This is a genomic window from Ruegeria sp. CF2 (assembly GCF_056537385.1).
Genome location: NZ_JBQFRL010000004.1, coordinates 262,257 through 282,844 on the forward strand (window position 1 = coordinate 262,257; position 20,588 = coordinate 282,844).

At 63.5% G+C, this 20,588-nt stretch carries 19 protein-coding genes; 8 read left to right on the forward strand and 11 right to left on the reverse strand.

The window, feature by feature from the left end; genetic code table 11:
* Positions 1–129: 129 nt before the first annotated feature.
* The gene (locus tag ACR0IR_RS16795; RefSeq protein WP_170366011.1) at positions 130–1,680 is read left to right on the forward strand and encodes a trimethylamine methyltransferase family protein; all 1,551 of its coding nucleotides are present in this window, start codon (positions 130–132) and stop codon (positions 1,678–1,680) included.
* Between the two features lie 42 nt (positions 1,681–1,722).
* On the opposite strand, the gene ACR0IR_RS16800 is transcribed toward ACR0IR_RS16795, so the two are convergent.
* From ACR0IR_RS16800 to ACR0IR_RS16830, 7 genes are all read right to left on the reverse strand, one after another.
* Positions 1,723–3,063 carry an NAD(P)/FAD-dependent oxidoreductase gene (locus ACR0IR_RS16800; RefSeq protein ID WP_170366013.1) on the reverse strand — a complete coding sequence of 447 codons (1,341 nt, stop codon included), beginning with the start codon at positions 3,061–3,063 and terminating at the stop codon, positions 1,723–1,725.
* A complete protein-coding gene (locus tag ACR0IR_RS16805; protein ID WP_170366015.1) occupies positions 3,060–4,556 on the reverse strand; it encodes an aldehyde dehydrogenase in 1,497 nt (498 codons plus the stop codon). Before ACR0IR_RS16805 ends, ACR0IR_RS16800 begins: the two co-directional genes overlap by 4 nt.
* Before the next feature lie 3 nt (positions 4,557–4,559).
* Positions 4,560–5,477 carry a dihydrodipicolinate synthase family protein gene (locus tag ACR0IR_RS16810; RefSeq protein ID WP_170366016.1) on the reverse strand — a complete coding sequence of 306 codons (918 nt, stop codon included), beginning with the start codon at positions 5,475–5,477 and terminating at the stop codon, positions 4,560–4,562.
* 152 nt (positions 5,478–5,629) lie between these two features.
* Positions 5,630–6,781 (reverse strand): N-acetylglucosamine-6-phosphate deacetylase, encoded by a 1,152-nt coding sequence (gene nagA, locus ACR0IR_RS16815; protein WP_170366018.1) that lies wholly within the window; start codon positions 6,779–6,781, stop codon positions 5,630–5,632.
* On the reverse strand, positions 6,778–7,809 hold the full coding sequence (locus ACR0IR_RS16820) for an SIS domain-containing protein (RefSeq protein ID WP_170366020.1): 1,032 nt from the start codon (positions 7,807–7,809) through the stop codon (positions 6,778–6,780). Before ACR0IR_RS16820 ends, nagA begins: the two co-directional genes overlap by 4 nt.
* Before the next feature lie 8 nt (positions 7,810–7,817).
* Positions 7,818–8,585: a GntR family transcriptional regulator gene (locus ACR0IR_RS16825; RefSeq protein ID WP_170366022.1), complete on the reverse strand. Its 768-nt coding sequence runs from the start codon at positions 8,583–8,585 to the stop codon at positions 7,818–7,820.
* Positions 8,582–9,469: a glucosamine kinase nucleotide-binding domain-containing protein gene (locus ACR0IR_RS16830; protein ID WP_170366024.1), complete on the reverse strand. Its 888-nt coding sequence runs from the start codon at positions 9,467–9,469 to the stop codon at positions 8,582–8,584. The genes ACR0IR_RS16825 and ACR0IR_RS16830 overlap by 4 nt, the downstream gene beginning before the upstream one ends.
* A gap of 157 nt (positions 9,470–9,626) precedes the next feature.
* Here ACR0IR_RS16830 and ACR0IR_RS16835 point away from each other — a divergent pair, with 157 nt between their 5' ends.
* The 6 genes from ACR0IR_RS16835 (at position 9,627) to ACR0IR_RS16860 (ending at position 15,662) form a co-directional block, all read left to right on the forward strand.
* A complete protein-coding gene (locus ACR0IR_RS16835; RefSeq protein ID WP_254441598.1) occupies positions 9,627–10,520 on the forward strand; it encodes an N-acetylmuramic acid 6-phosphate etherase in 894 nt (297 codons plus the stop codon).
* Positions 10,521–10,552: 32 nt separating this feature from the next.
* Positions 10,553–11,803 (forward strand): ABC transporter substrate-binding protein, encoded by a 1,251-nt coding sequence (locus ACR0IR_RS16840; protein ID WP_170366025.1) that lies wholly within the window; start codon positions 10,553–10,555, stop codon positions 11,801–11,803.
* 68 nt (positions 11,804–11,871) lie between these two features.
* The gene (locus tag ACR0IR_RS16845; RefSeq protein ID WP_170366027.1) at positions 11,872–12,786 is read left to right on the forward strand and encodes a carbohydrate ABC transporter permease; all 915 of its coding nucleotides are present in this window, start codon (positions 11,872–11,874) and stop codon (positions 12,784–12,786) included.
* A 14-nt stretch (positions 12,787–12,800) separates the two neighbouring features.
* Positions 12,801–13,640, forward strand: coding sequence for a carbohydrate ABC transporter permease (locus tag ACR0IR_RS16850; protein WP_170341791.1), 840 nt, complete (start codon positions 12,801–12,803; stop codon positions 13,638–13,640).
* Positions 13,637–14,665 (forward strand): Gfo/Idh/MocA family protein, encoded by a 1,029-nt coding sequence (locus tag ACR0IR_RS16855; protein WP_170366029.1) that lies wholly within the window; start codon positions 13,637–13,639, stop codon positions 14,663–14,665. The genes ACR0IR_RS16850 and ACR0IR_RS16855 overlap by 4 nt, the downstream gene beginning before the upstream one ends.
* Before the next feature lies 1 nt (position 14,666).
* The gene (locus tag ACR0IR_RS16860; protein ID WP_170366031.1) at positions 14,667–15,662 is read left to right on the forward strand and encodes an ABC transporter ATP-binding protein; all 996 of its coding nucleotides are present in this window, start codon (positions 14,667–14,669) and stop codon (positions 15,660–15,662) included.
* Between the two features lie 10 nt (positions 15,663–15,672).
* Here the strand turns inward: ACR0IR_RS16860 and ACR0IR_RS16865 are convergent, their stop codons facing one another.
* Complete coding sequence (locus tag ACR0IR_RS16865) at positions 15,673–16,374, reverse strand: Crp/Fnr family transcriptional regulator (RefSeq protein ID WP_093963736.1); 702 nt, start codon at positions 16,372–16,374, stop codon at positions 15,673–15,675.
* Between the two features lie 179 nt (positions 16,375–16,553).
* On the opposite strand from ACR0IR_RS16865, the gene hemA reads away from it, so the two are divergent.
* On the forward strand, positions 16,554–17,777 hold the full coding sequence (gene hemA / locus ACR0IR_RS16870) for a 5-aminolevulinate synthase (protein WP_170366033.1): 1,224 nt from the start codon (positions 16,554–16,556) through the stop codon (positions 17,775–17,777).
* A gap of 59 nt (positions 17,778–17,836) precedes the next feature.
* On the opposite strand, the gene ACR0IR_RS16875 is transcribed toward hemA, so the two are convergent.
* The 3 genes from ACR0IR_RS16875 to ACR0IR_RS16885 are packed head-to-tail and all read right to left on the reverse strand — an operon-like array spanning position 17,837 to position 20,584.
* Complete coding sequence (locus tag ACR0IR_RS16875) at positions 17,837–18,112, reverse strand: cytochrome C oxidase subunit IV family protein (RefSeq protein WP_170366034.1); 276 nt, start codon at positions 18,110–18,112, stop codon at positions 17,837–17,839.
* A gap of 4 nt (positions 18,113–18,116) precedes the next feature.
* Entirely contained in the window at positions 18,117–18,665 is a 549-nt protein-coding gene (locus tag ACR0IR_RS16880) for a cytochrome c oxidase subunit 3 (RefSeq protein WP_170366036.1), read from the reverse strand.
* On the reverse strand, positions 18,662–20,584 hold the full coding sequence (locus ACR0IR_RS16885; RefSeq protein ID WP_170366038.1) for a nitric oxide reductase activation protein NorD: 1,923 nt from the start codon (positions 20,582–20,584) through the stop codon (positions 18,662–18,664). The genes ACR0IR_RS16880 and ACR0IR_RS16885 overlap by 4 nt, the downstream gene beginning before the upstream one ends.
* Positions 20,585–20,588: the final 4 nt, after the last annotated feature.

Below are 20,588 nucleotides of genomic sequence, written 5' to 3' on the forward strand. Positions count from 1 at the left end.
TGCGGAGCGCAGCTTAGCAGCTGTTGCGGTCAATGCACGGGTCCGATGTCGCATTCCGCAACAGTATTTCGCAATCCTGCAGGTCGCGCCCCTGGTCGGCGGCCAGACTGGTGGCAAAGGAGGCCCAGAATGACCCAGACCGCCACCCGCGCCCGCACCGGAGGTCGCGCCGCCCGCCGCGCTCTGCGCGCCGCACCCCGCTTTGACATGTTGCCGGGCCTGACCCGCAACATCCCGCTGTGCGAGGTGATGGACGGGTCGCAGGTCGAGCGGATCGACGCGGCCTCGATGGACATCCTCGAAAACGTGGGCGTGCAGTTCCGCGACCCGATCGCGCTGGCCGACTGGAAAGCGGCTGGAGCCAAAGTTGACGGCGAGCGGGTGTATCTTGATCGCGGGCTGGTCCGCGACTTGATCGCGACGATCCCGTCGGATTTCACCTATCACGCCCGCGACCCGCGCAAGAATGTGCGCTTGGGCGGACCGCACGCGATTTTCGTGCCGATGACCGGCGCGCCGTTTCTGCGCGATCTGGACGACGTGCGCCGCAACCCGACGCTGGACGATCTGGCGATGTTCCACAAGCTCAGCCACATGCTGCCCGCGCTGCATTCCTCGGCTCACCACATCGTGGAACCCTATGATCACCCGATCAGCCAGCGCCACCTGCGCATCACCTATTCGTCGATGAAATATTCGGACAAGACCTTCATGGGCATGACCACCTCGCCCAAGAACGCCGAAGACGTGATGGAGATGTGCGCGATCCTGTTCGGCGAAGAGTTCATGGAGGATCACCCCGTCACCACCGGCAACTGCAACGGCAACTCGCCGCTGGTCTGGGACGAGACCATGCTGGGGGCGATGCGCGCCTTCTGTCGCCGCAATCAGCCGGTGCTATGCTCGCCCTTCGTGCTGGGCGGGGCGAACACGCCGGCCAGCGTACCGGCGGCGGTCGCGCAGCTGAACGCCGAGGCGCTGAGCGCGCTGGCCTATACGCAGGTGATCCGGCGCGGCTGTCCGGCGATCTTTGGGCATTACCTGTCGACCGTCAGCATGAAATCCGGCGCGCCGATGGCGGGTACGCCCGAGATCAGCCTGATGAACTTCATGATCGGCCAGATGGCCCGGCACTACGGCGTGCCCTGGCGCAGTTCGAACACGCTGGGCGGGGCCAAGACATTCGATGCGCAGGCGGGCTACGAATCCGCCACCACTCTGTCGGCGGTGATCCATGCGGGGGCCAACTATATCTGGCATTCGGCGGGCTGGAACGAGGCCGGGATGCATTGTTCAACCGCCAAGTTCGTTGTCGATGCCGAGCAATGCGCCATGGCCTACCGCATGGCCGAGGGCCCTAAATGGCACGACTTCGACGAGGCCGTTGCCGCCGTGTCCGATATCGGCCCCGGCGGGCATTACCTGGGCCATCCGCACACGCAGGACAACTTCCAAGAGGCGTTCTTCATGCCCGAACTGTTCGACAACAACTCGATCGAACAATGGGTGGCCGAGGGCGAGGTCGAAATCACCGAGCGCGCCCTGAACCACGCCCGCAAGCTGTTGGTCGAGTATCAAGAGCCCCACCTGGACCCGTCCACCGACGAGGCGCTGTGCGACTACATCGCCCGGCGCGAGCGGGAAATTCCCGCCGCCGACGAATTGAACCAGCACTATTAGGAAACACTCCACTTGCCCGCCTGCCTGTCAGGCGGGCCTTTTTCATTCGTCCCGCGCGCGCCATTCCTTCCAGCGCAGCACCATGTTGGCGCCGATCTCGGACAACGGTCGGGGCAGCAGGCGTTTGGGCCGGTCCTCGGCGCCGAAATGCTCGCTGATCCCGGACCGCACGCCACAGGCCATTTCGGCCGCTGCGATCCCGGTCAGGGTGCCGCGCGCTGTGCCCAACCCGTTCTGGACGCAGGCGGAATAAACGCCGGTCTCGATCTCGCGGGTGACCGAGACGCCGTTCAGGCTCAGGCACAGATGGCCGGCCCATTCGTACTCCATCGCGATGCCTCGCAACTGCGGAAAGCGCCGGTCGAATTTGCGACGCATTACCGTAGCCGCGCGCCGCAGGTCCGCTGCCCGCGCCTCCATGCCCGGGCGCAGCACGGCGCAGGTGCGGGTGATGATCCGGTTGCCGCCCTGCCCGGTGTCGATCCGGCGCATGGTGGTGCCCATCGGATCGGACGGGGTCACGCCCCAGCGCGGCTGGCCACTCAGCCTGGCCAGCGCATCGGCCTCCAGTTCTCGCGTCATCGCCGCGAACAGAAACAGCTGCATCAGCCGGCCACGCTCCACCCCGAAACTTTCCAGATGGCCGTTCACCGACAGGATCAGCCGACCGGTCGACACCTGCCCTTGCGCAGTCTGCACGCGCCAGCCTGCCCCGTCGCGCTGGAACCCCGTGACCGCACTGTTTTCAAATATCTGCACCCCATCGGTCGCCAAACCCGCCGCCAACCCGCGCACATAGCCCGCAGGCTGCAGCATGAGCGTGCCCGGCGTATACAACCCCGAGACATAGTGCCCGGACCCGGTGAGTTCCTGCATCTGTTGCCGGTCCAGCATCTCGGACCGCTCGCCGAGGCTGTCCAGATGGCGGGCATAGCTTTGGTTGTGCGCATGTCCCGCCGGGCTGGCCGCGCCGTTCACCTTGCCCGCCGGATCGAAATAGTTGGGGTCAATGCCGTATTCCTCGACCGTCGCGCTGGCAAAGGCGATGGCCTGCCGGTTCAGCTCGATCATCGCCCGGTCATCGCCCGCCCCGGCATAGTCGTCCGAGGCCAGATCATGTGGCAGATCGATCATGAAGCCAGAGTTGCGCCCCGCCGCGCCTTCCGCCACGCGCCCGGCTTCAAGCACCACGATCCGCGCATCCGGCACCAGCTGCCGCAGACGCCGCGCCGCAGACAGGCCGGAAAAGCCTGCGCCCACGATGGTGAAATCTGCGGTGATTTTGTCCGAAAGCTGACGCGCGGCAGGTTGCGGGTCCAGCAGGGCATTCCACGCCGCCGGGCCGCGCTGCACCGGCAGGCGGCAAGCGGCGAACCGCGTCAATCCACCGCCTCGTCGGCATCATCGGACAGGTCGATCCACAGCGTCTTCAGCTGCGTGTACTGGTCATGCGCATGCAGCCCGTTGTCCCGCCCGCCAAAGCCCGACTGCTTGTAGCCGCCGAACGGGGTCGAGATGTCGCCCTCGCCAAAGCTGTTCACCGTCACGGTCCCGGCCCGGATCGCGCGGGCGCCGCGCAGCGCGCGCTTGGCGTTGGCGGTGAACAGCGACGCGCACAAACCATATGGCGTGTCATTGGCCATCGCGATGGCCTCATCGAACCCCGCGACCTCGATCACCGACAGAACGGGCCCAAAGATTTCCTCGCGCGCCAGCGGCGCGTCATTGTCCGGAATCTCGACCACGGTTGCTTCGACGAACCCGTTTTCAGCCTTGCCGCCCAGAAGAACTGACGACGCCTTGTCGAGATAGCCGCAGACCTTGTGGAAATGGTCTTTGCTCACCAGCGCGCCCAGCCGGGTTGCAGGGTCCAACGGATCGCCCACAGTCCATTGGCGGGCGTGATGGGCGATGCGCTCCAGCAACTCGGGTTTGACCGCACGATGCACGATCAGGCGTGACGTGGCCGAGCAATTCTCGCCCATGTTCCAGAAGGCCCCGTTCACCACATGGGCGGCAACCCGGTCGACGTTCTCGGCATCCTCCATCACGATGGCCGGGTTCTTGCCGCCCATTTCCAGCACCACCTCCTTGGCGTTGCTTTCGGCCGCATAGGACAGGAATTTCTTGCCCGTCACGGTCGATCCGGTGAAGGACACCATGTCGATATCCATGTGCCGCCCGATGGGTTCACCCACCTCGGCGCCGCCACCCGGAACCACGTTCAAAACCCCGCGCGGCAGCCCGGCCTCGGCCGCCAGTTCGGCCAGACGCAGGGCGGTCAGCGGGGTTTCCATCGCCGGCTTCACCACCACCGAGCACCCGGCCGCCAACGCCGGGCCGATCTTCCACGCCAGCATCAGCAGGGGGAAGTTCCACGGCAGCACCAGCCCCACCACCCCGATCGGTTCGCGCAGGATCATCGCGATGTGGTCGTCGCTGGCGGGCGCGACCTGGTCATAGATCTTGTCGATCGCCTCGGCATGCCATTTCAGGCAGTGGATCGCCTCGGGCACATCCACGGTTTCGCAGTCAAAGATGGTCTTGCCGCTGTCGATGCTTTCCATCACCGCCAGTTCGCGGGCATTGCGGGTCATCAGCTTGGCCAGGCGGATCAACACGTCCTTTCGCGCCGACGGGTGCAGGCGCGACCAGCGGCCGTCATCGAAGGACTCGCGCGCCTTTTCTACGGCCAGGTCCACATCGGCGGCGGCGCAGGCCGCGACCTTGGTCAGCACCGCGCCTGTGGCCGGGTTCACCGTCGGAAACACCGCGCCCGAGATCGCCGGACGATAGCCGCCGTCGATGAAGGCGCCGGTGGGCAGGTCCAGCCCGGCGGCGATGGATGCGTATTCGTCCCGTGTCAACAAGCCCATGCCTCAGCCCTCCGCCATGATGTCTGCGATCTTGCGTTTCAGCACGCGGGTCACCTGTTCCAGCGCGCGCTTGTCATCCTTGTTCAGCCCCTTCAGAGGCGGCCGAACCGCGCCTGCCGGGATGCCGTTCATCGTGACCCCATGCTTGATGGTCTGGATGAACTTGCCGCCCTGTTCGAGGACCCGCATCAACGGCATCAGCGCCGACATGATCCGGCGGCCCTTGGCGAAATCGCCTTGCAACACGCAGGCCTCATAAAGCGCCACATGCTCGCGCGGCAGAAAATTCGACCCGCCACAGACCCAGAACGGCGCGCCCCAAGCGAAGAATTCCAGCGCCTGATCGTCCATGCCGCAGCCGAGCTGAATATGCGGATAGTCCCGCGCCAGCATGTGTACACGGTTGATGTCGCCCGAGCTTTCCTTGATGCCGCAGAAATTGCGGCTGCGCCCGACACGGTCGAGGAACTCAGCCCCCATCATCGTGCCGGTGCGGTGCGGATAGTTGTACAGCATCACCGGCAGATCGGCCGCCTTGTCGATGGCCAGCGCATTAAGGGCGTTTTCCCGGTCGGTCGGCACCGAATAGGGCGGGCTGGCCAGCAGGATGGCATCGGCCCCAATCTGGCGCGCGCCTTGGGCCAACGCGATCGAATCCGGCGTCAACATCGCGCCGGTCCCGACCACCAAAGGCAGCCGACCCTTCAGACGCTGGTGGGTAAAACGCGCCAGTTCCAGCCTTTCATCAACGGTCTGGGCATAGTTTTCGCCCGTGGACCCGCCCGAGATCAGACCGTGCACGCCATTCTCGACCAGGTATTCGATCACCTCGGCCAGCGCATCCCAATCGACGCTGAAATCATCCGCATAGGGCGTCACCACCGGGGTATAGATCCCCTGAAATCTGAACACGGGCGTCATCTCAATCCTCTTGCCGGGCACGCATGAAGCTTGCGCCCGACACCAAGGCTAAGAAAAATACAAGATGTGCACAATGCAGATTCCCGACATGAACGGCCCAGGGTCCGACATGTCGAGGAAAATCAGACGACCATGGGTCGGCCTGAACACCGTCAGCTGAGTGCGTGACCTTCCTGCCAGACCTGGAGCAGCCCGTGGTCGGAGACATGCAGCACATTGGCGCGGGCACCGGCCGCCAAACGGCCAAGATCTGATCTGCCGATCAGGTCTGCGGGCAACCGGGTCGCCATGTCGAAAGCAGCTTGCAAAGGCAGTTGCGCGAAGGCAACAACGTTGCGAACCGCGTCCAACAGCTCGAGATGCGCACCGGCGAGCGTTCCATCGGCGAGGGTCAACCGGTTGCCGTCGCGCAAGATCTGACGGCCGTTCAGCAGGAAGCTGTCGATATCCGACCCGGCGGTCGCCATCGCGTCGCTGACAAGAAAAACACAACCCGGCCCTGTTTTGGCCCGGATGGCATTGCGCACTGAAACCGGGTGGACGTGAATTCCATCCGCGATCAGGCCCGCAGACAGCTCACCAAGCGCCAACGCTGCGCCTACGACGCCGGGCTCTCGGTTACCCATCTGGCTCTGAGCATTGAACAAATGTGTGACGCAACGCGCGCCGGCCTGAGCCGCTTTCTGACAGGTTTCAAAACTCGCATCCGTATGGCCCAGCGAGACGACGATCCCCGCTTGGGTCATGGCATGTATCTGATCATCGGTCACGCTTTCCGGCGCCACCGTAACCTTGAGAACCGGCAACCGTGCGGCTGTGTCCAGCAACAAATCCAGATCAGCCTGCGCCATTGGTCGGATCAGGGCAGCATCATGTGCACCCTTTCGGGCTTGGGACAGGTGCGGACCTTCCAGATGAAGCCCGACAATGCCGGGAACACCCTCGTTCACGGCTGCAATCGTGGCCGCGATGGCCCGGCGCGTGACCTCAGGCGTATCCGTGATCAGCGTTGGCAAGATCGACGTTGCTCCGATACGAGCATGGGCCCGCGACATGGTCCGGAGCGTTTCCAGTTCGGGGGCGTTGTTCAGCATTGCCCCGCCCCCGCCATTCACTTGCAGATCGACGAAGCCCGGAACCAGCAGGCCACCGTCCAGCCGCGACACCCTCGCTGTGCCAGGAGTGTTCGAGACAGGCGTCACGCCCTCGATACGCCCTTCCGCGAACAGAAGGGCATGATCCTGCAGGATACCTGCAGGGGTCAGAATGTCCGCGCCCGCCAGAGCCTGCAGTTCGCTGGTCATACGGTTTCCGTCACCTTGTTCAGATGCCGCGGTGCGTCCGGATCGATCCCGCGCGAGGCGGCAAAGGCCTCGACCATCGCGTAGAAGGAGACGATCAAGCTCAGCGGATCAGTCAGGGCATGCCCCGTGCGGACATGCGGAATGCGCGTCGCGGCAGTAACCCTGTCCGTGGTCGCAAAGACACGGGCACCCTTGGCGCTGATCGCGTCAGCCACCTCCGCCAACGCAGGCTCCGCCGCATCTGCCGCTGCAAAGCTGAGTACCGGAAAACCGTCCTCGACGATGGACACCGGCCCGTGCAGAACCTCGGCCGAGGAATAGCTTTCAGCGTGCAACTGGCAGGTCTCCTTGAACTTCAGCGCAGCTTCGTTCGATACGGCCAGTGCCTGACCTCGGCCAAGCGTGAACAATGACGGGTGAGCACCGATAGCGTCACGCACTTCGGGCCAATCGATCCGGGCCGCCTGATCCAGCTGCTCGGGCAGGTCGCGCAACGCCGCCAGCAACGCCGCATCCTGCCCCCACTCTGCCAACAGCCACAAGCCGGCCACCGCCGAAGTGACGAATGTCTTGGTGGCCGCAACACTCAGTTCGGGGCCCGCCTGTATATCTATGGCGTGATCGCTGACTTCGGCCAACGGTGAAGCCGCGTCGTTGGTCAACGCTACTGTCAATGCGCCGTCGCGTCGGGCATTGCGGGCCATGGCCACGATGTCGGGGCTTTTGCCGGATTGCGACACCGACAGGCACATCGCCTGGCGCATGCGCAGAACCGAGTCGTAGATCGATCCGATCGACGGCCCGACCGAGGCCACCGGCACACCCAAAAGGATCTCCGAGGCGTATTTGAGATAGGTGCAGACGTGATCGGAAGACCCGCGTGCGACCGTCACGACAAATGTCGGGTCCAGTTCGCGGGCAACCGAGGCGACCGCCTCAATATCGGCCTGACCCCGGCTCAGAAGCCGCTCTACCGCCACAGGGATTTCATCAATTTCCCGGCGCATCCGGGTGATCTGCTTTTGCATGATGTGTCCTAGCTGTTGGCCAACCGCAATTCGGCGACAAAATCATAGGCGTCGCCGCGATAGATCGACCGAGTGAATTCAACGACCCGCCGATTGGACAGGTATGATGTTCGAACAATGCGCAGCCCGGCCGCACCGGGTTCGACCCCAAGCAAGCCCGCGTCGGCGCTGTCCAGATTGATCGCCGATATGCGCTGCAGCGCCCGTACTGGCCGGTTTCCATCCCGCTCCAGGACTTCGTACAATGAGGCTTCGACCTCCTGCGGGCGCGGCAGAATGTCGATCGGCAGCGAGGCCCGTTCGATCGCCATGGGCCGGTCATTGGCCATACGCAGGCGCGAGATGCGCGCAACCGCTTCACCCGAGGACAGGGCCAGCGCCATCACCTCCTCGGGCGACGGAGTGTACACGCCGCGCTCAAGCCACTCGCTTGAGGATTCAAGACCGCGTCGATTCATGTCCTCGGTGAACGAGGTCAGCCGTGACAGAGATTGCTCGACCCGAGGCGTGCCGTCGGCCACGAAACTGCCCGAGCCCTGGCGCTGAATGACGATTCCCCGATCTACCAGATCCTGCATCGCCCGACGCACGGTGACGCGGGAAAGGCCCGTGAGGTTTGCGATCTCGCGTTCGGCCGGAAGCGGTGCACTTTCCGCCAGCAGACCATTCTCGATGCCCTCTTCGATCCGCTTGCGCAACCGAACGTATCGAGGCCCCAAGGACTGCTGCATCCAGTCACCGGTCCTGAGGAAGGTTTCGATCGTTTCGGCGGTCATGCTGCCCCCAATCTGGCGCGCTCGGCCAGCTGTGCGGCGAGCTGCAGCGCCCCGTCGAGGGCGGTGCCCGCCGGTTCGATCATCGCGCTCTGCACCTCGGCGGAAAGATAGGCGATGTAATGCGATGCCACCCCGCCCACTGCACAGACCGGCTCGGCATCATCGCGACCAAGGGCCTGAAGCCCTGCAGCGACATAGTCGGCGCCCTCGCGCATCAGGGCCACGGCCACCACATCGCCTTTTTGAGCCGCCGCAATGATTTCGGGTGCGAAATCTGCGATTTCGGCTGGCCGCGCCTGCCCCGCAAATCGCACGATCTGCATCGGGTCTTCGTCAAAACGTCTGCGTACGGATCGTGTCAGCGCGCTGTCGGGGGCTATTCCGTCCGCTGCAAGCAACACCCGCCGCAGCAGCTGCTGTCCTAGCCAATACCCGGACGCATCATCACCGATGAGCGCCCCATATCCGCCAATCAACCGGATTTCGCCCTCGCTTTGCCGCGCCAGGAACGATCCAGTGCCGATCCCGATCAAACATCCATCGACCGCCCCCAACGCCCCGACCACGGCCGAGCGGCGGTCATCCTCGATCTGCACAATGCGCGATGGCAGGTGCCGTGCGATTTCAGCGCCTGCGTCCGCGTCAGTCACGCCTGCCAACCCAGCGTAGACCGGAATCCCGGTCAAAGCCGCTTCGGGCATCGCAGCACGCTCGGCCAGAGCCCGCAGCCCGGCATTCAGCGTTGAGATAGCCGCCGCACGATCGGAATAGACATTGGCACTTCCCAGAACCAGATCATGCCGCCCGGTGGGGCCGGCCATGGCAAACCGGCAGCGTGTACCGCCACCGTCAATTGCAATGAGATATGGGAGGGACTCATCCATATAGATACCTTTACAATACCTTTTGGCTGAAAAAAAGACCTCTTGTGGCCAAGACTCGCTATTTTTTGCGCTCTTTGGTGGTTATTTAGTGAATTGAAACGAATGGTAGACAAAAGGTATCATATAGGTATTATCTTTGGTGCCAAAGGGGAATCACATGACGCCGCAAATGCTGCCGCAAACCGAAATGCTGCGCGACGAATCCGAGGGGCTGGACCTGCGCCCGGACACCGAAGTTCTGCGCCTGCTGCTGGATGCGCAGAAAGCCGCGCTGAACGGGCTGGATGCTTGCCTTCCGGATATCTCGAAAGGTGCGGCATTGATGGCAGAAACCATCCGCGCCGGGGGGCGGCTCTATTATGCCGCCGCCGGGTCGTCCGGGCTGATGGGCTTGGCCGATGGGGCGGAAATACCGGGGACATTCGGCCTGTCGCCAGATTCGATCGCCATCTGCATGGCCGGCGGCATACCAACCGGGGCAGAGATGCCGGGCCACACCGAAGATGACACTCGGACGGCCGAAATCGCCGCTGCCGACCTCTGCCCAACGGACACGGTGATCGCGATATCCGCCAGCGGCACCACGCCCTACCCGTTGACCTTTGCCGGAATTGCAAAGTCCCGCAGCGCCAAAACCATCTGCATCGCCAACAACGCCGACGCACCCCTGTTCGAGCACGCCGATTGCGCAATTTGCCTGAACACCCCGCCCGAAGTCATTGCAGGATCGACCCGACTGGGCGCCGCAACCGCGCAGAAGGCGGCGCTCAACATGCTCTCGACCCTCATGGGTGTCAGGTTGGGGCATGTGCATGACGGCATGATGGTCAACGTGGTCGCCGACAATGCCAAGCTGCGTCAGCGTGCAGAAGGAATCATCCGGAACATAACCGGCGCCACAGCTCAGCACGCCGCTGCTGCCCTAGATCGCGCCGAAGGCAACCTGAAGCTTGCCGTACTTTTGGCCGCCGGCGCCGCAACACCGGCGCAGGCCAGTGACCTGCTAGCGGCATCGGGCGGCCATCTACGCCCGGCGTTGGACCAGATTTGAACCGAGAAGAAGACCAAAAGGGAGAATACATCATGAGAACAACCACACTGACCGCCGTGCTGCTGGCGTCATCGGCCCTGGCCGGTACGGCAATGGCCGAAACCACGCTGACCATCGAGAGCTGGCGCAACGACGACCTGGCCCTGTGGCAGGAAAAGATCATCCCGGCCTTTGAGGCCAAGCATCCCGACATAAAGATCAAGTTCACCCCGTCGGCCCCGGCGGAATACAACGCCGCCCTGAACGCCAAACTGGATGCCGGTTCGGCCGGAGACCTGATTACCTGCCGTCCCTTCGACACCTCACTTGGCCTGTACGAGGCAGGCAAACTGGCCGATCTTTCTGACCTGGAAGGCATGGCAAATTTCTCGGACGTCGCCAAATCGGCGTGGCAGACCGATGACGGATCGGCCACCTTCTGCGTGCCGATGGCCTCGGTGATCCACGGATTCATCTACAACAAGGACGCGTTCGACGAGCTGGGCCTGTCGGTTCCGGAAACCGAAGCCGAGTTCTTTGCCGTTCTGGACAAGATCAAGGAAGACGGCACCTATATCCCCATGGCCATGGGCACCAATGACCAGTGGGAAGCGGCCACCATGGGTTACAACAACATCGGGCCGAACTACTGGAAGGGCGAAGAAGGTCGCCTCGCCTTGATCGAAGGTTCTCAGAAACTGACGGACGAGCCGTGGGTCGCCCCCTACCGCCAGCTGGCCAAATGGGGTGCCTATCTGGGCGACGGGTTCGAAGCGCAGACCTATCCCGACAGCCAGAACCTGTTCACACTGGGCCGCGCCGCCATCTATCCGGCCGGCAGCTGGGAGATCAGCGGCTTCAACAACCTGGCCGATTTCGAGATGGGCGCCTTCAAGCCGCCGGTCCAGAATGCCGGGGACGAGTGCTATATCTCGGACCACACCGACATCGCCATTGGCCTGAACGCAGCATCGCCCAACGCCGATGCGGCACGCACCTTCCTGAACTGGGTCGGGTCCGAGGAATTCGCGCAGATCTATGCAAACGCGCTGCCCGGCTTCTTCTCTCTCTCCAGCTTCGATGTAGCGATGGAGGACCCACTGGCACAGGAATTCGTGAGCTGGCGGAACGAGTGCAACTCGACCATCCGGTCCACCTATCAGATCCTGTCGCGTGGAACGCCCAACCTTGAGAACGAGACCTGGAACGCATCGGCTCAGGTGATCAAGGGTGAGGAATCGCCCGAGGACGCCGGCAAGCGCCTGCAGGACGGGTTGGCCAGCTGGTACGCCCCGCACCAGTAACCCGTCTTTCGTGACGCAAACGGCTCTGGCCAGACGGCCAGAGCCACCCTGAGCTTTCGAGGAACAACATGGGCAATCGCCGGATCAAATGGCACATCGTGGTGTTTCTGGCACCCGCAGTGCTGGTCTACTCGGCCGTCATGGTCTTTCCGCTGTTCAACACGCTGCGGCTGGCACTGTACACCGAGGTCGATCAGGCCCGTGTGTTCGTAGGCCTGGACAACTTCCACACCCTGTTCGGCGACCCGATTTGGTCGGATGCGTTCTGGAACGCACTGGGCAACAATTTCTGGTTCTTCTTCATCCACATGCTGGTGCAGAATCCGATCGGGATCGCACTGGCGGCGATCCTCAGCCACCCACGCCTGCGCTTTGCGGCGTTTTACCGATCGGCCATCTTCATTCCGACGATCCTGTCCTTCGTGATCGTTGGCTTCGCCTGGAAGCTGATCCTGTCGCCGATCTGGGGCATCGCCCCCGATATGCTGGCCGCGGTCGGACTCAAATCTCTGTTCGCGCCTTGGCTGGGCAAAGAGGAATACGCGCTGACCACGCTGGCCCTGATTTCGGTCTGGCAGTTCGTGGGCATTCCGATGATGTTGATCTATGCCGCCCTGCTGTCGATCCCCGAAGAGATCCTCGAGGCTGCCGAAGTCGAAGGCATCACCGGCATGTCCGCATTCTGGAAGATCAAGCTGCCGCTGATCCTGCCTTCGATCGGCATCATCTCGATCCTGACGTTTGTCGGTAATTTCAATGCGTTCGACCTGATCTACGCATCCCAAGGTGCTCTGGCGGGGCCGGACTTCTCGACCGACATCCTTGGCACGTTCATGTACCGGACCTTCTTCGGGTTCCAATTGCAGCTCGGTGACCCGCATATGGGATCGGCCATCGCAACGGGCATGTTCGCCATCATCCTGACGGGGGTCTGCATCTATCTGTTCCTGATCCAGTCCCGCATCCGCCGGTATCAGTTCTGAGGGGCCCGAGGAGAATGAACAAAGCCCGCAGAAACCCCTTCAACATCGCCGCCATGCATGGCGCGCTGATCCTCTATACGCTGATCGCCCTGTTTCCGGTCTTCGTGATCGTGATCAACAGCTTCAAATCGCGAAAGGCGATCTTCCGTGAACCGTTGGCGCTGCCGGATGCCGACTCGTTCTCGATGATCGGATACCAGACGGTGATGAAACAGGGCGACTTCTTCCTGTATTTCCAGAATTCGATGATTGTCACCGTCGTGTCGCTGTTCCTGATCCTGCTGTTCGGCGCAATGGCGGCTTTCGCGCTCAGCGAATACCGGTTCAAAGGCAACACGCTGATGGGCCTGTACCTTGCATTGGGCATCATGATTCCGATCCGCATCGGCACGGTTGCGATCCTGGACATGATGGTGGCGACCGGTCTGGTCAACACGCTGATGGCGCTGATCCTCGTCTACACCGCACAGGGCCTGCCGCTGGCCGTATTCATCCTGTCCGAGTTCATGCGGCAAGTCAGCGACGACCTCAAGAACGCAGGCCGCATCGACGGGCTGAGCGAATACACCATCTTCTTCCGCCTTGTTCTGCCGCTGGTGCGTCCGGCGATGGCGACCGTGGCCGTGTTCAACATGATCCCGATCTGGAACGACCTGTGGTTCCCGCTGATCCTGGCCCCGGCCGAAGAGACCAAGACCCTGACCCTCGGTAGCCAGGTCTTCATCGGTCAGTTCGTCACCGACTGGAACGCGGTGCTTTCCGCGCTCAGCATGGCGATCCTGCCGGTCATGGTTCTGTATGTCATCTTCTCGCGGCAACTGATCCGCGGGATCACTTCGGGGGCGGTCAAATGATCCGGGTTCTGATCGCAGGTTTGGGAAACATGGGCCTCAGCCACGCGCTGGCGCATCATCACCATCCCGACGCCCAGATCGTGGGTCTGGTGAACCGATCCGGGACAGTGGATCACCCGGATTTGCAGGGGTATCCGGTCTTCACCGATTTCAATACGGCGCTTGCAGACACCAACCCTGATCTGGCCGTGATTGCCACCTATTCCGACAGCCATGCTGACTATGCCTGTGCCGCGATGGACGCCGGTGCGCATGTCTTTGTCGAGAAACCCCTGGCCACCACGGTCGCAGACGCACGCCGTGTGGTAGAAAAGGCCACTGAAGCCAACCGCAAGCTGGTGGTTGGGTACATCCTTCGGCATCACCCCTCGTGGATGCGGCTGATATCCGAGGCGCGCGACCTGGGCGGCCCCTATGTCTTTCGCCTGAACCTGAATCAGCAGTCCGACGGCCCGACATGGGAGACGCACAAGGCGCTGATGCAAACCACCTCACCCATCGTGGACTGCGGTGTGCATTACGTCGACGTCATGTGCCAGATTACCGATGCCCGGCCCGTTCGGGTCAACGGAATGGGCCTGCGTTTGTCGGACGAAATCGCGCCCGACATGTACAATTACGGCCAGTTCCAAGTGGTGTTCGAAGATGGCTCGGTTGGTTGGTATGAGGCTGGTTGGGGTCCTATGATGTCCGAAACGGCGTTCTTCGTGAAAGACATCGTTTCACCCAATGGCGCGGTTTCAATTACCGAAGGCAACAGGGGCGCATCCGATGATGTGGACGGCCACACGAAGGTGGGCGGCATTCTGGTGCACAAAGCCAGCGGCGACACCCTGATCGAGATGGATGGCGAACCCGGCCACCAGGAACTTTGCGACGCCGAACAAGCCTACATGCTGCAAGCCATCGCGCGGGACATCGACCTGACCCGCCATATGAATGACGCGGTGCAATCCCTGCGGATCTGCCTTGCCGCCGACCAAAGCATTCGATCCGGCCAGCCGGTCGACCTGAAGGAGACGTGACGTGACCGCCCTGAAACTGACCAATGTGTGCAAGTCCTTCGGACAGGTGAACGTGCTGAAAAACATCGACCTGACCGTCGAGGAGAACGAATTCGTGGTCTTTGTGGGCCCCTCGGGTTGCGGCAAGTCCACCCTGCTGCGCGTGATAGCGGGGCTTGAAGAGGCGACCTCGGGAACGGTCGAAATCGATGGCCAGACCGTCAACGAGGTCCCACCCGCCAAGCGCGGCATCGCGATGGTGTTCCAGTCTTATGCGCTGTATCCGCATCTGACTGTTCGGGGGAACATGGAACTAGGCTTGAAGCAGGCCGGGCATCCCAAGGACGAAATCGCGCGCCGCATCACCGAAGCCAGCCGCATGTTGTCACTGGATCCCTATCTAGAACGTCGCCCGGCCGAGTTGTCCGGCGGTCAGCGCCAGCGCGTCGCGATCGGCCGCGCGATCGTGCGCAACCCCAAACTGTTCCTGTTCGATGAACCGCTGTCGAACCTGGATGCCGCGCTGCGCCTGAACACCCGGGTCGAAATCGCAAACCTGCACCGCCAGATCGACGCCAGCATGATCTACGTGACCCACGACCAGACCGAGGCGATGACTTTGGCGGACAAGATCGTCGTGTTGCGGGACGGCCGAGTCGAACAGATCGGCAGCCCGATGGAGCTGTACAACAACCCCGCCAACCGGTTCGTGGCCGAGTTCATCGGGTCTCCGGCGATGAATTTCGTGCCCGCCGATCGGGTCGGTGGATCTGGCCGGCAACTCATCGGCATTCGCCCTGAATACGCTCGCCTTGGGCAGTCGGGTCCGCTTTCAGGCACAGTCGTTCACGTGGAAAACCTTGGCGCAGATACCAACGTATTGGTCGATATCGGTACCGAAAAGCCTTTTACCGTTCGGGCCTTTGGTCAGCATCAGGTGTCCCCGGGGACGCAGGTCGGCATCGACTATGATCCGGCCAATGCACTGACGTTCGGAGAGGACGGGTTGCGAGTTTGACCGGGCGCGTTCAGCGCCCCCAGTTGTCGGCCGGATCGCTGTCGGCGTAGTCTCGCAGCTGCGGAATGTCCGAGATTTCGGCATGGTTGCGGTTGATCTTCACCCCCACCGCCTTGAGCCGCGAAAACGCACGGCTCAGGCTTTCGGGCTTCATGCCCAGACGCCCGGCGATCAGCATCTTGTCATAAGGCAGCTCGACTTCGCAGGCGCCTTCGTCGCAGTCACACAGGTTCAGCAGGAACTCGGCCACCCGCTGCGCCCCGGTTTGGGCCTTAAGCTGTTCCAGCTGCGACACCAGCGAATGCAAATGTGTGAAGGTCGAAGCCAGGATCGAGATCCCGATCTCGGGATCGGTCTTCATCAAGGAAATCAGCACCGGGCTGGGAATGTGCATGATCTCGCAGGCCGAGACCGCCTCGGCCGAAACCGGATAGGGCACGTTGCGCAGCGCCACCGCCTCGCCGAAACTTTCGCCGCGGGTGAAAACGCTGACCACGGCCTCGGCCCCGGTGGGCGACATGCGGAACAGCTTGACCCATCCGGCCAGCACCACATGCACGGCCTGGGCGCTTTCTTCCTGCACAAAGATCGTCTCGCCACGGTCATACTGGCGCCAGATCGCGTGGCTCAGCAGGGTTTCGACATGCTGATCCGGCAGGCTTTTGAGCAGCAGCGACTGCCGCGCAATGGCTTTTTGTGCTTCATGCGCCACGAAGGCATCCCCTTTCGTCCGGCCGAAATCCCGGCCCATCCATCCCTGCGCCAGCCTATGCCAAACCCGCGCGCCGCGCACCACCCTTTTCCCGGCGTCGCTTGACTATTGTCATGTTCCCGGCGTGCGCGCACCCATAGTCTGCCCGCCAACAGCCAGTTTTCCGGGGAGATCGAGACATGGATTACGAGCGTTTTTTCAGCCAGAGCCTCAGCGACCTGAAGGCCGAGGGCAACTATCGTGTTTTCATCGACCTGCAGCGCAAATGCGGCGCCTTTCCCAATGCCCGCCAGACCGATGGCGCGGCGGCACGGGACGTGCGCATCTGGTGTTCGAACGACTATCTGGGCATGGGCCAGCACCCCTCGGTGCTGGCGGCGATGCATGATGCGCTGGACCGCTGCGGTGCCGGTGCGGGCGGCACCCGCAACATTTCCGGCACCACCCATGACCACGTCCTGCTGGAGCAGGAACTGGCCGACCTGCACGGGAAAGAGGCGGCGCTGCTGTTCACCTCGGGCTACGTCTCGAACTGGGCGGCGCTGGGGACGCTGGCGGCCAGGATCCCCGGCCTGTTCGTGTTCTCGGACGCGCTGAATCATGCCTCGATGATCGAGGGCATCCGCCATTCGCGCGCGCAGAAGGTGATCTGGAAGCACAACGATCTGGACGACCTGCGCGCCAAGCTGGCCGCCGCCGACCCCGAGGCGCCCAAGATGATCGCCTTTGAATCGGTCTATTCGATGGACGGCGACATCGCTCCGATCAAGGAAATCTGCGACCTGGCCGATGAATTCGGCGCCATGACCTATCTGGACGAGGTCCATGCCGTCGGCCTCTATGGTCCCCGCGGCGGCGGCATCGCCGAGCGCGAGGGTCTGATGCACCGTCTGACCGTGATCGAGGGCACGCTGGGCAAGGCCTTCGGCGTGGTGGGCGGCTATATCGCCGCCTCGGCCGCGCTGTGCGATTTCGTGCGCAGCTTTGCCAGCGGGTTCATCTTTACCACCGCCCTGCCCCCGGCGGTCGCGGCCGGGGCCGCGGCCTCGATCCGGCATCTGAAGCAGTCGAATGCCGAACGCGACCTGCAGAAGGCGCGCGTGGCCCAGGTGCGCGCCCGGCTCGACGCCGAGGGCATCCCGCATCTGCCCAACCCCAGCCACATCATCCCGGTGATGGTGGGCGACCCGGTCAAGTGCAAGTTCATCTCGGACACGCTGCTGGAAGAGTTCGGCATCTACATCCAGCCGATCAACTATCCCACCGTGCCCAAGGGCACCGAGCGGCTGCGCATCACGCCCTCGCCCGTGCATACCGATGCCGATATCGACCATCTGGTCGGCGCGCTGTCGGCTTTGTGGCAGCGGTGCCAGATCGCCCGGATGCCGATGGCCGCGCAATAGATTTCTGTCCCTGAACTGGCAAGCCGCCGTGCCCCTGTGCGCGGCGGTTCTTTTTTGCCTCAGACCAGGCAGAGCGCGAAGATCAGTGCCGCAAAGGCGCTCAGCACCAGCGTGAAGCCCCGCAGCCAGGCCGGGCTGCATTCAAGGTCGAGATACCGCGCCAGGATGATGCGGGCCTTGAACAAGGCCAGCAGCAGGATGCCGCCCCCGACCAGCCGGGGCTCAATGGGCACAAGGGTCAGCAGGGCCGAGGCCAGGCTGAGCGCGATCAGGCCGGCCCAGGCGCGGGTCAGGCGATCCGCGCGGGTGTATCGGGCAAAGGAAAAACTCGGCACCGCATCACCCCAACAGATAGATCACCGGAAACAGCAGGATCCAGACCAGATCGACCATGTGCCAGAACTGGCCGCCGGCCTCGATATTGCGGGGATCGTCGCGCCAGGCGACAAGCAGCAGAATGGCGACCCCGGCCAGCACATGCGCGGCATGGAACCCGGTGAGAAGGTAGTAGAACAGGAAAAACGGGTGGGTCTCGTAGCTGATGCCCTGTGCCGCCTTTCCCGCATATTCCGCGCCCTTGATGATCAGGAACACCAAGCCCAGCAGGGCCGCGCCGATCAGCGCCAGCCTTGTGGCGGCGCGGCGTGCGGCCTGTCGCCAGCGTAGGGCCCGCGCCGCCAGAAAGCCCGAGGTGACCAGAACCCCCGTATTGAGCGCGGCCCCGGTGCGGTAGAGATGCGATTGCGCCTCGGCAAAGCCTGCCGGGTCGGTCAGGCGGACGCCCACGAAGGCGGTCAGCCCGGCCCCGAACACCAGCAGTTCCGAGACGATCAGAACCCACATCAGCAATTCGCCGGGCAGCTCGTCGATCAGCGAAGCATCACTCATGCGCCGACCAGTTGGCGATAGATCTGCGGCAGGGCCATGGTCAGGCGGTTGGGGTCGGGGATCACCGCGAACCCGCCTTGCCCGAACATGCGCGGGAACCAGCTTTTGCCGGTCTTGTCGATGGTGACGCCAAAGACCGACTGCCCCGCCCGGCGCGCCTCGCGCACGGCCATGCAGGTGTCTTCGATGCCGTGGCGGCCCTCGTAGTGGTCCAGATCGTTGGGCTTGCCGTCGGTGATCACCAGCAGCAGCCGGCGTTTGCGCGCCTGCGCCGCCAGATCGGCCGAGGCATGACGGATCGCCGCCCCCAGCCGCGTGTAATGGCCCGGCCGCAGCGACGCGATGCGCTGCTCCACGGTGCCGGTCATGGGCTCATTGAACTTTTTGCAGCGCTGCACATAGACCCGCTGGCGTTTCAGCGAACTGAAGGCGTGAATGGCGAAATCGTCGCCGCAGGCGTTCAGACCCCAGGCCAGCGCCGCCAGTGCCTCGCGTTCGATATCGATAACCGCACGCCCCGCGACCGCGCTTTCGGTCGAGCGGCTGACATCCAGCAGGATCGACACCGCCAGGTCGCGCGCCTCGGGGCGGGATTGCATCCAGACGCGCTCGTTGCCCTCGCCATTGGCGTGGCGGTCCACGGCGCTGCGCACGGCGGCTTCGATGTCCAGCTGGTCGCCGTCCAGATGGCCGCGGGTCATCACCCGGCCCGGGCGCAGGGCCTCGAACTGTCGTTTGACGGCGCGGATGCGGCGGGCGGTGGCCGGGTCCTTGCCGAATTCGGCGGCATCCTCGCGGATCTCGGCTTCCGAGGTCAGAACGTTGACGTGATCGGGCAGATACTGCCCCGTGCGCACGTCCCATTCGGGGTAAAGGATGCGGCCCGAGAGGCGTTCGCGGTCCACGTCCTCGGGGGCGAGGTCGAGGTGCAGCTTCAACCGTGTCGGCGGCGCCTTGGAAATCTGGCCCAGCCCGATCTCGTCCTGATCGTCGGCAGCCTTTTTCGCGTTGTCCGGGTCGTCATCGTCGATCCGGCGGTTGAGGTTCAGGAATTCGGCCCAGCTAAGGATCGCTTCGAACTTGTGCAGGATCAGACTGTCCTGCCGCTCGGCCTGGTCGGATTTGCGGCGGCGGGCGCGGTGGGTCTTTTCGCCCGATTCCTCGGGTGGTCCGTCGGTGTCGCGGCTTTCGACCTCGGTGTGTTCGGAAAAGGCGACCGCGCGCAGTTCGGGCCACAGGGGCACCGGGCGAAACGGCTGGTACCCGCGCGGGGCGGCCACGTCGTCGCCCAAGGCGTCGTAAGCATGGGCGCGGGTGGACAGAGGCGCAGGGTCGCCCAGCATCCGGCGGATCAGCTCTTCGACGGCGGCCTCGGCCGGGGGCAGGCCGGGCAGGTCGCGCTGATACAGCACGCCCTTGCACAGTTCGGTGTAAAGCGGGCGCAGGCCCGACGCGTCCTCGAGCGTTGCGGCGACCATCGCGCGGGCCGCCTGCAGGGCGCGCAGATCGGCGCGCAGGGGGTCGTCCTCGTCGATGCGGGTTCCGGCATGGGCGGCCACCGCCGCCAGCCAGACATAAAGCGCGCCATTGGCTTCGCGTGCGGGAAACACCGCCAGCCGGTCGGGCAGGCGCAGGACCTCGCCGTCGAAACTGGCGCGTGGGATCAGCTCGGCCTCGGTGGCCAGCTTGCGCCGCCAGCCCAGCCGGTGGCGCGAGAGCTCGGGCGAAACCGGGCGCAGCTCGACGCCCGGACTGCCGCCCAGCCCCCGGAAAAGAACGGCCAGCCGCCCCGCGACCTGCGACAGGTCGACCGCGGCTCCTTCGTGCACCTCTGGTGCATCAAGGCGGCTGGCAAGGCTGTGCCACAGTTTCCCGATCGTTTCTTCGGGTTCCCATGGCTCAAAGTCGATCCTGACCATCGCC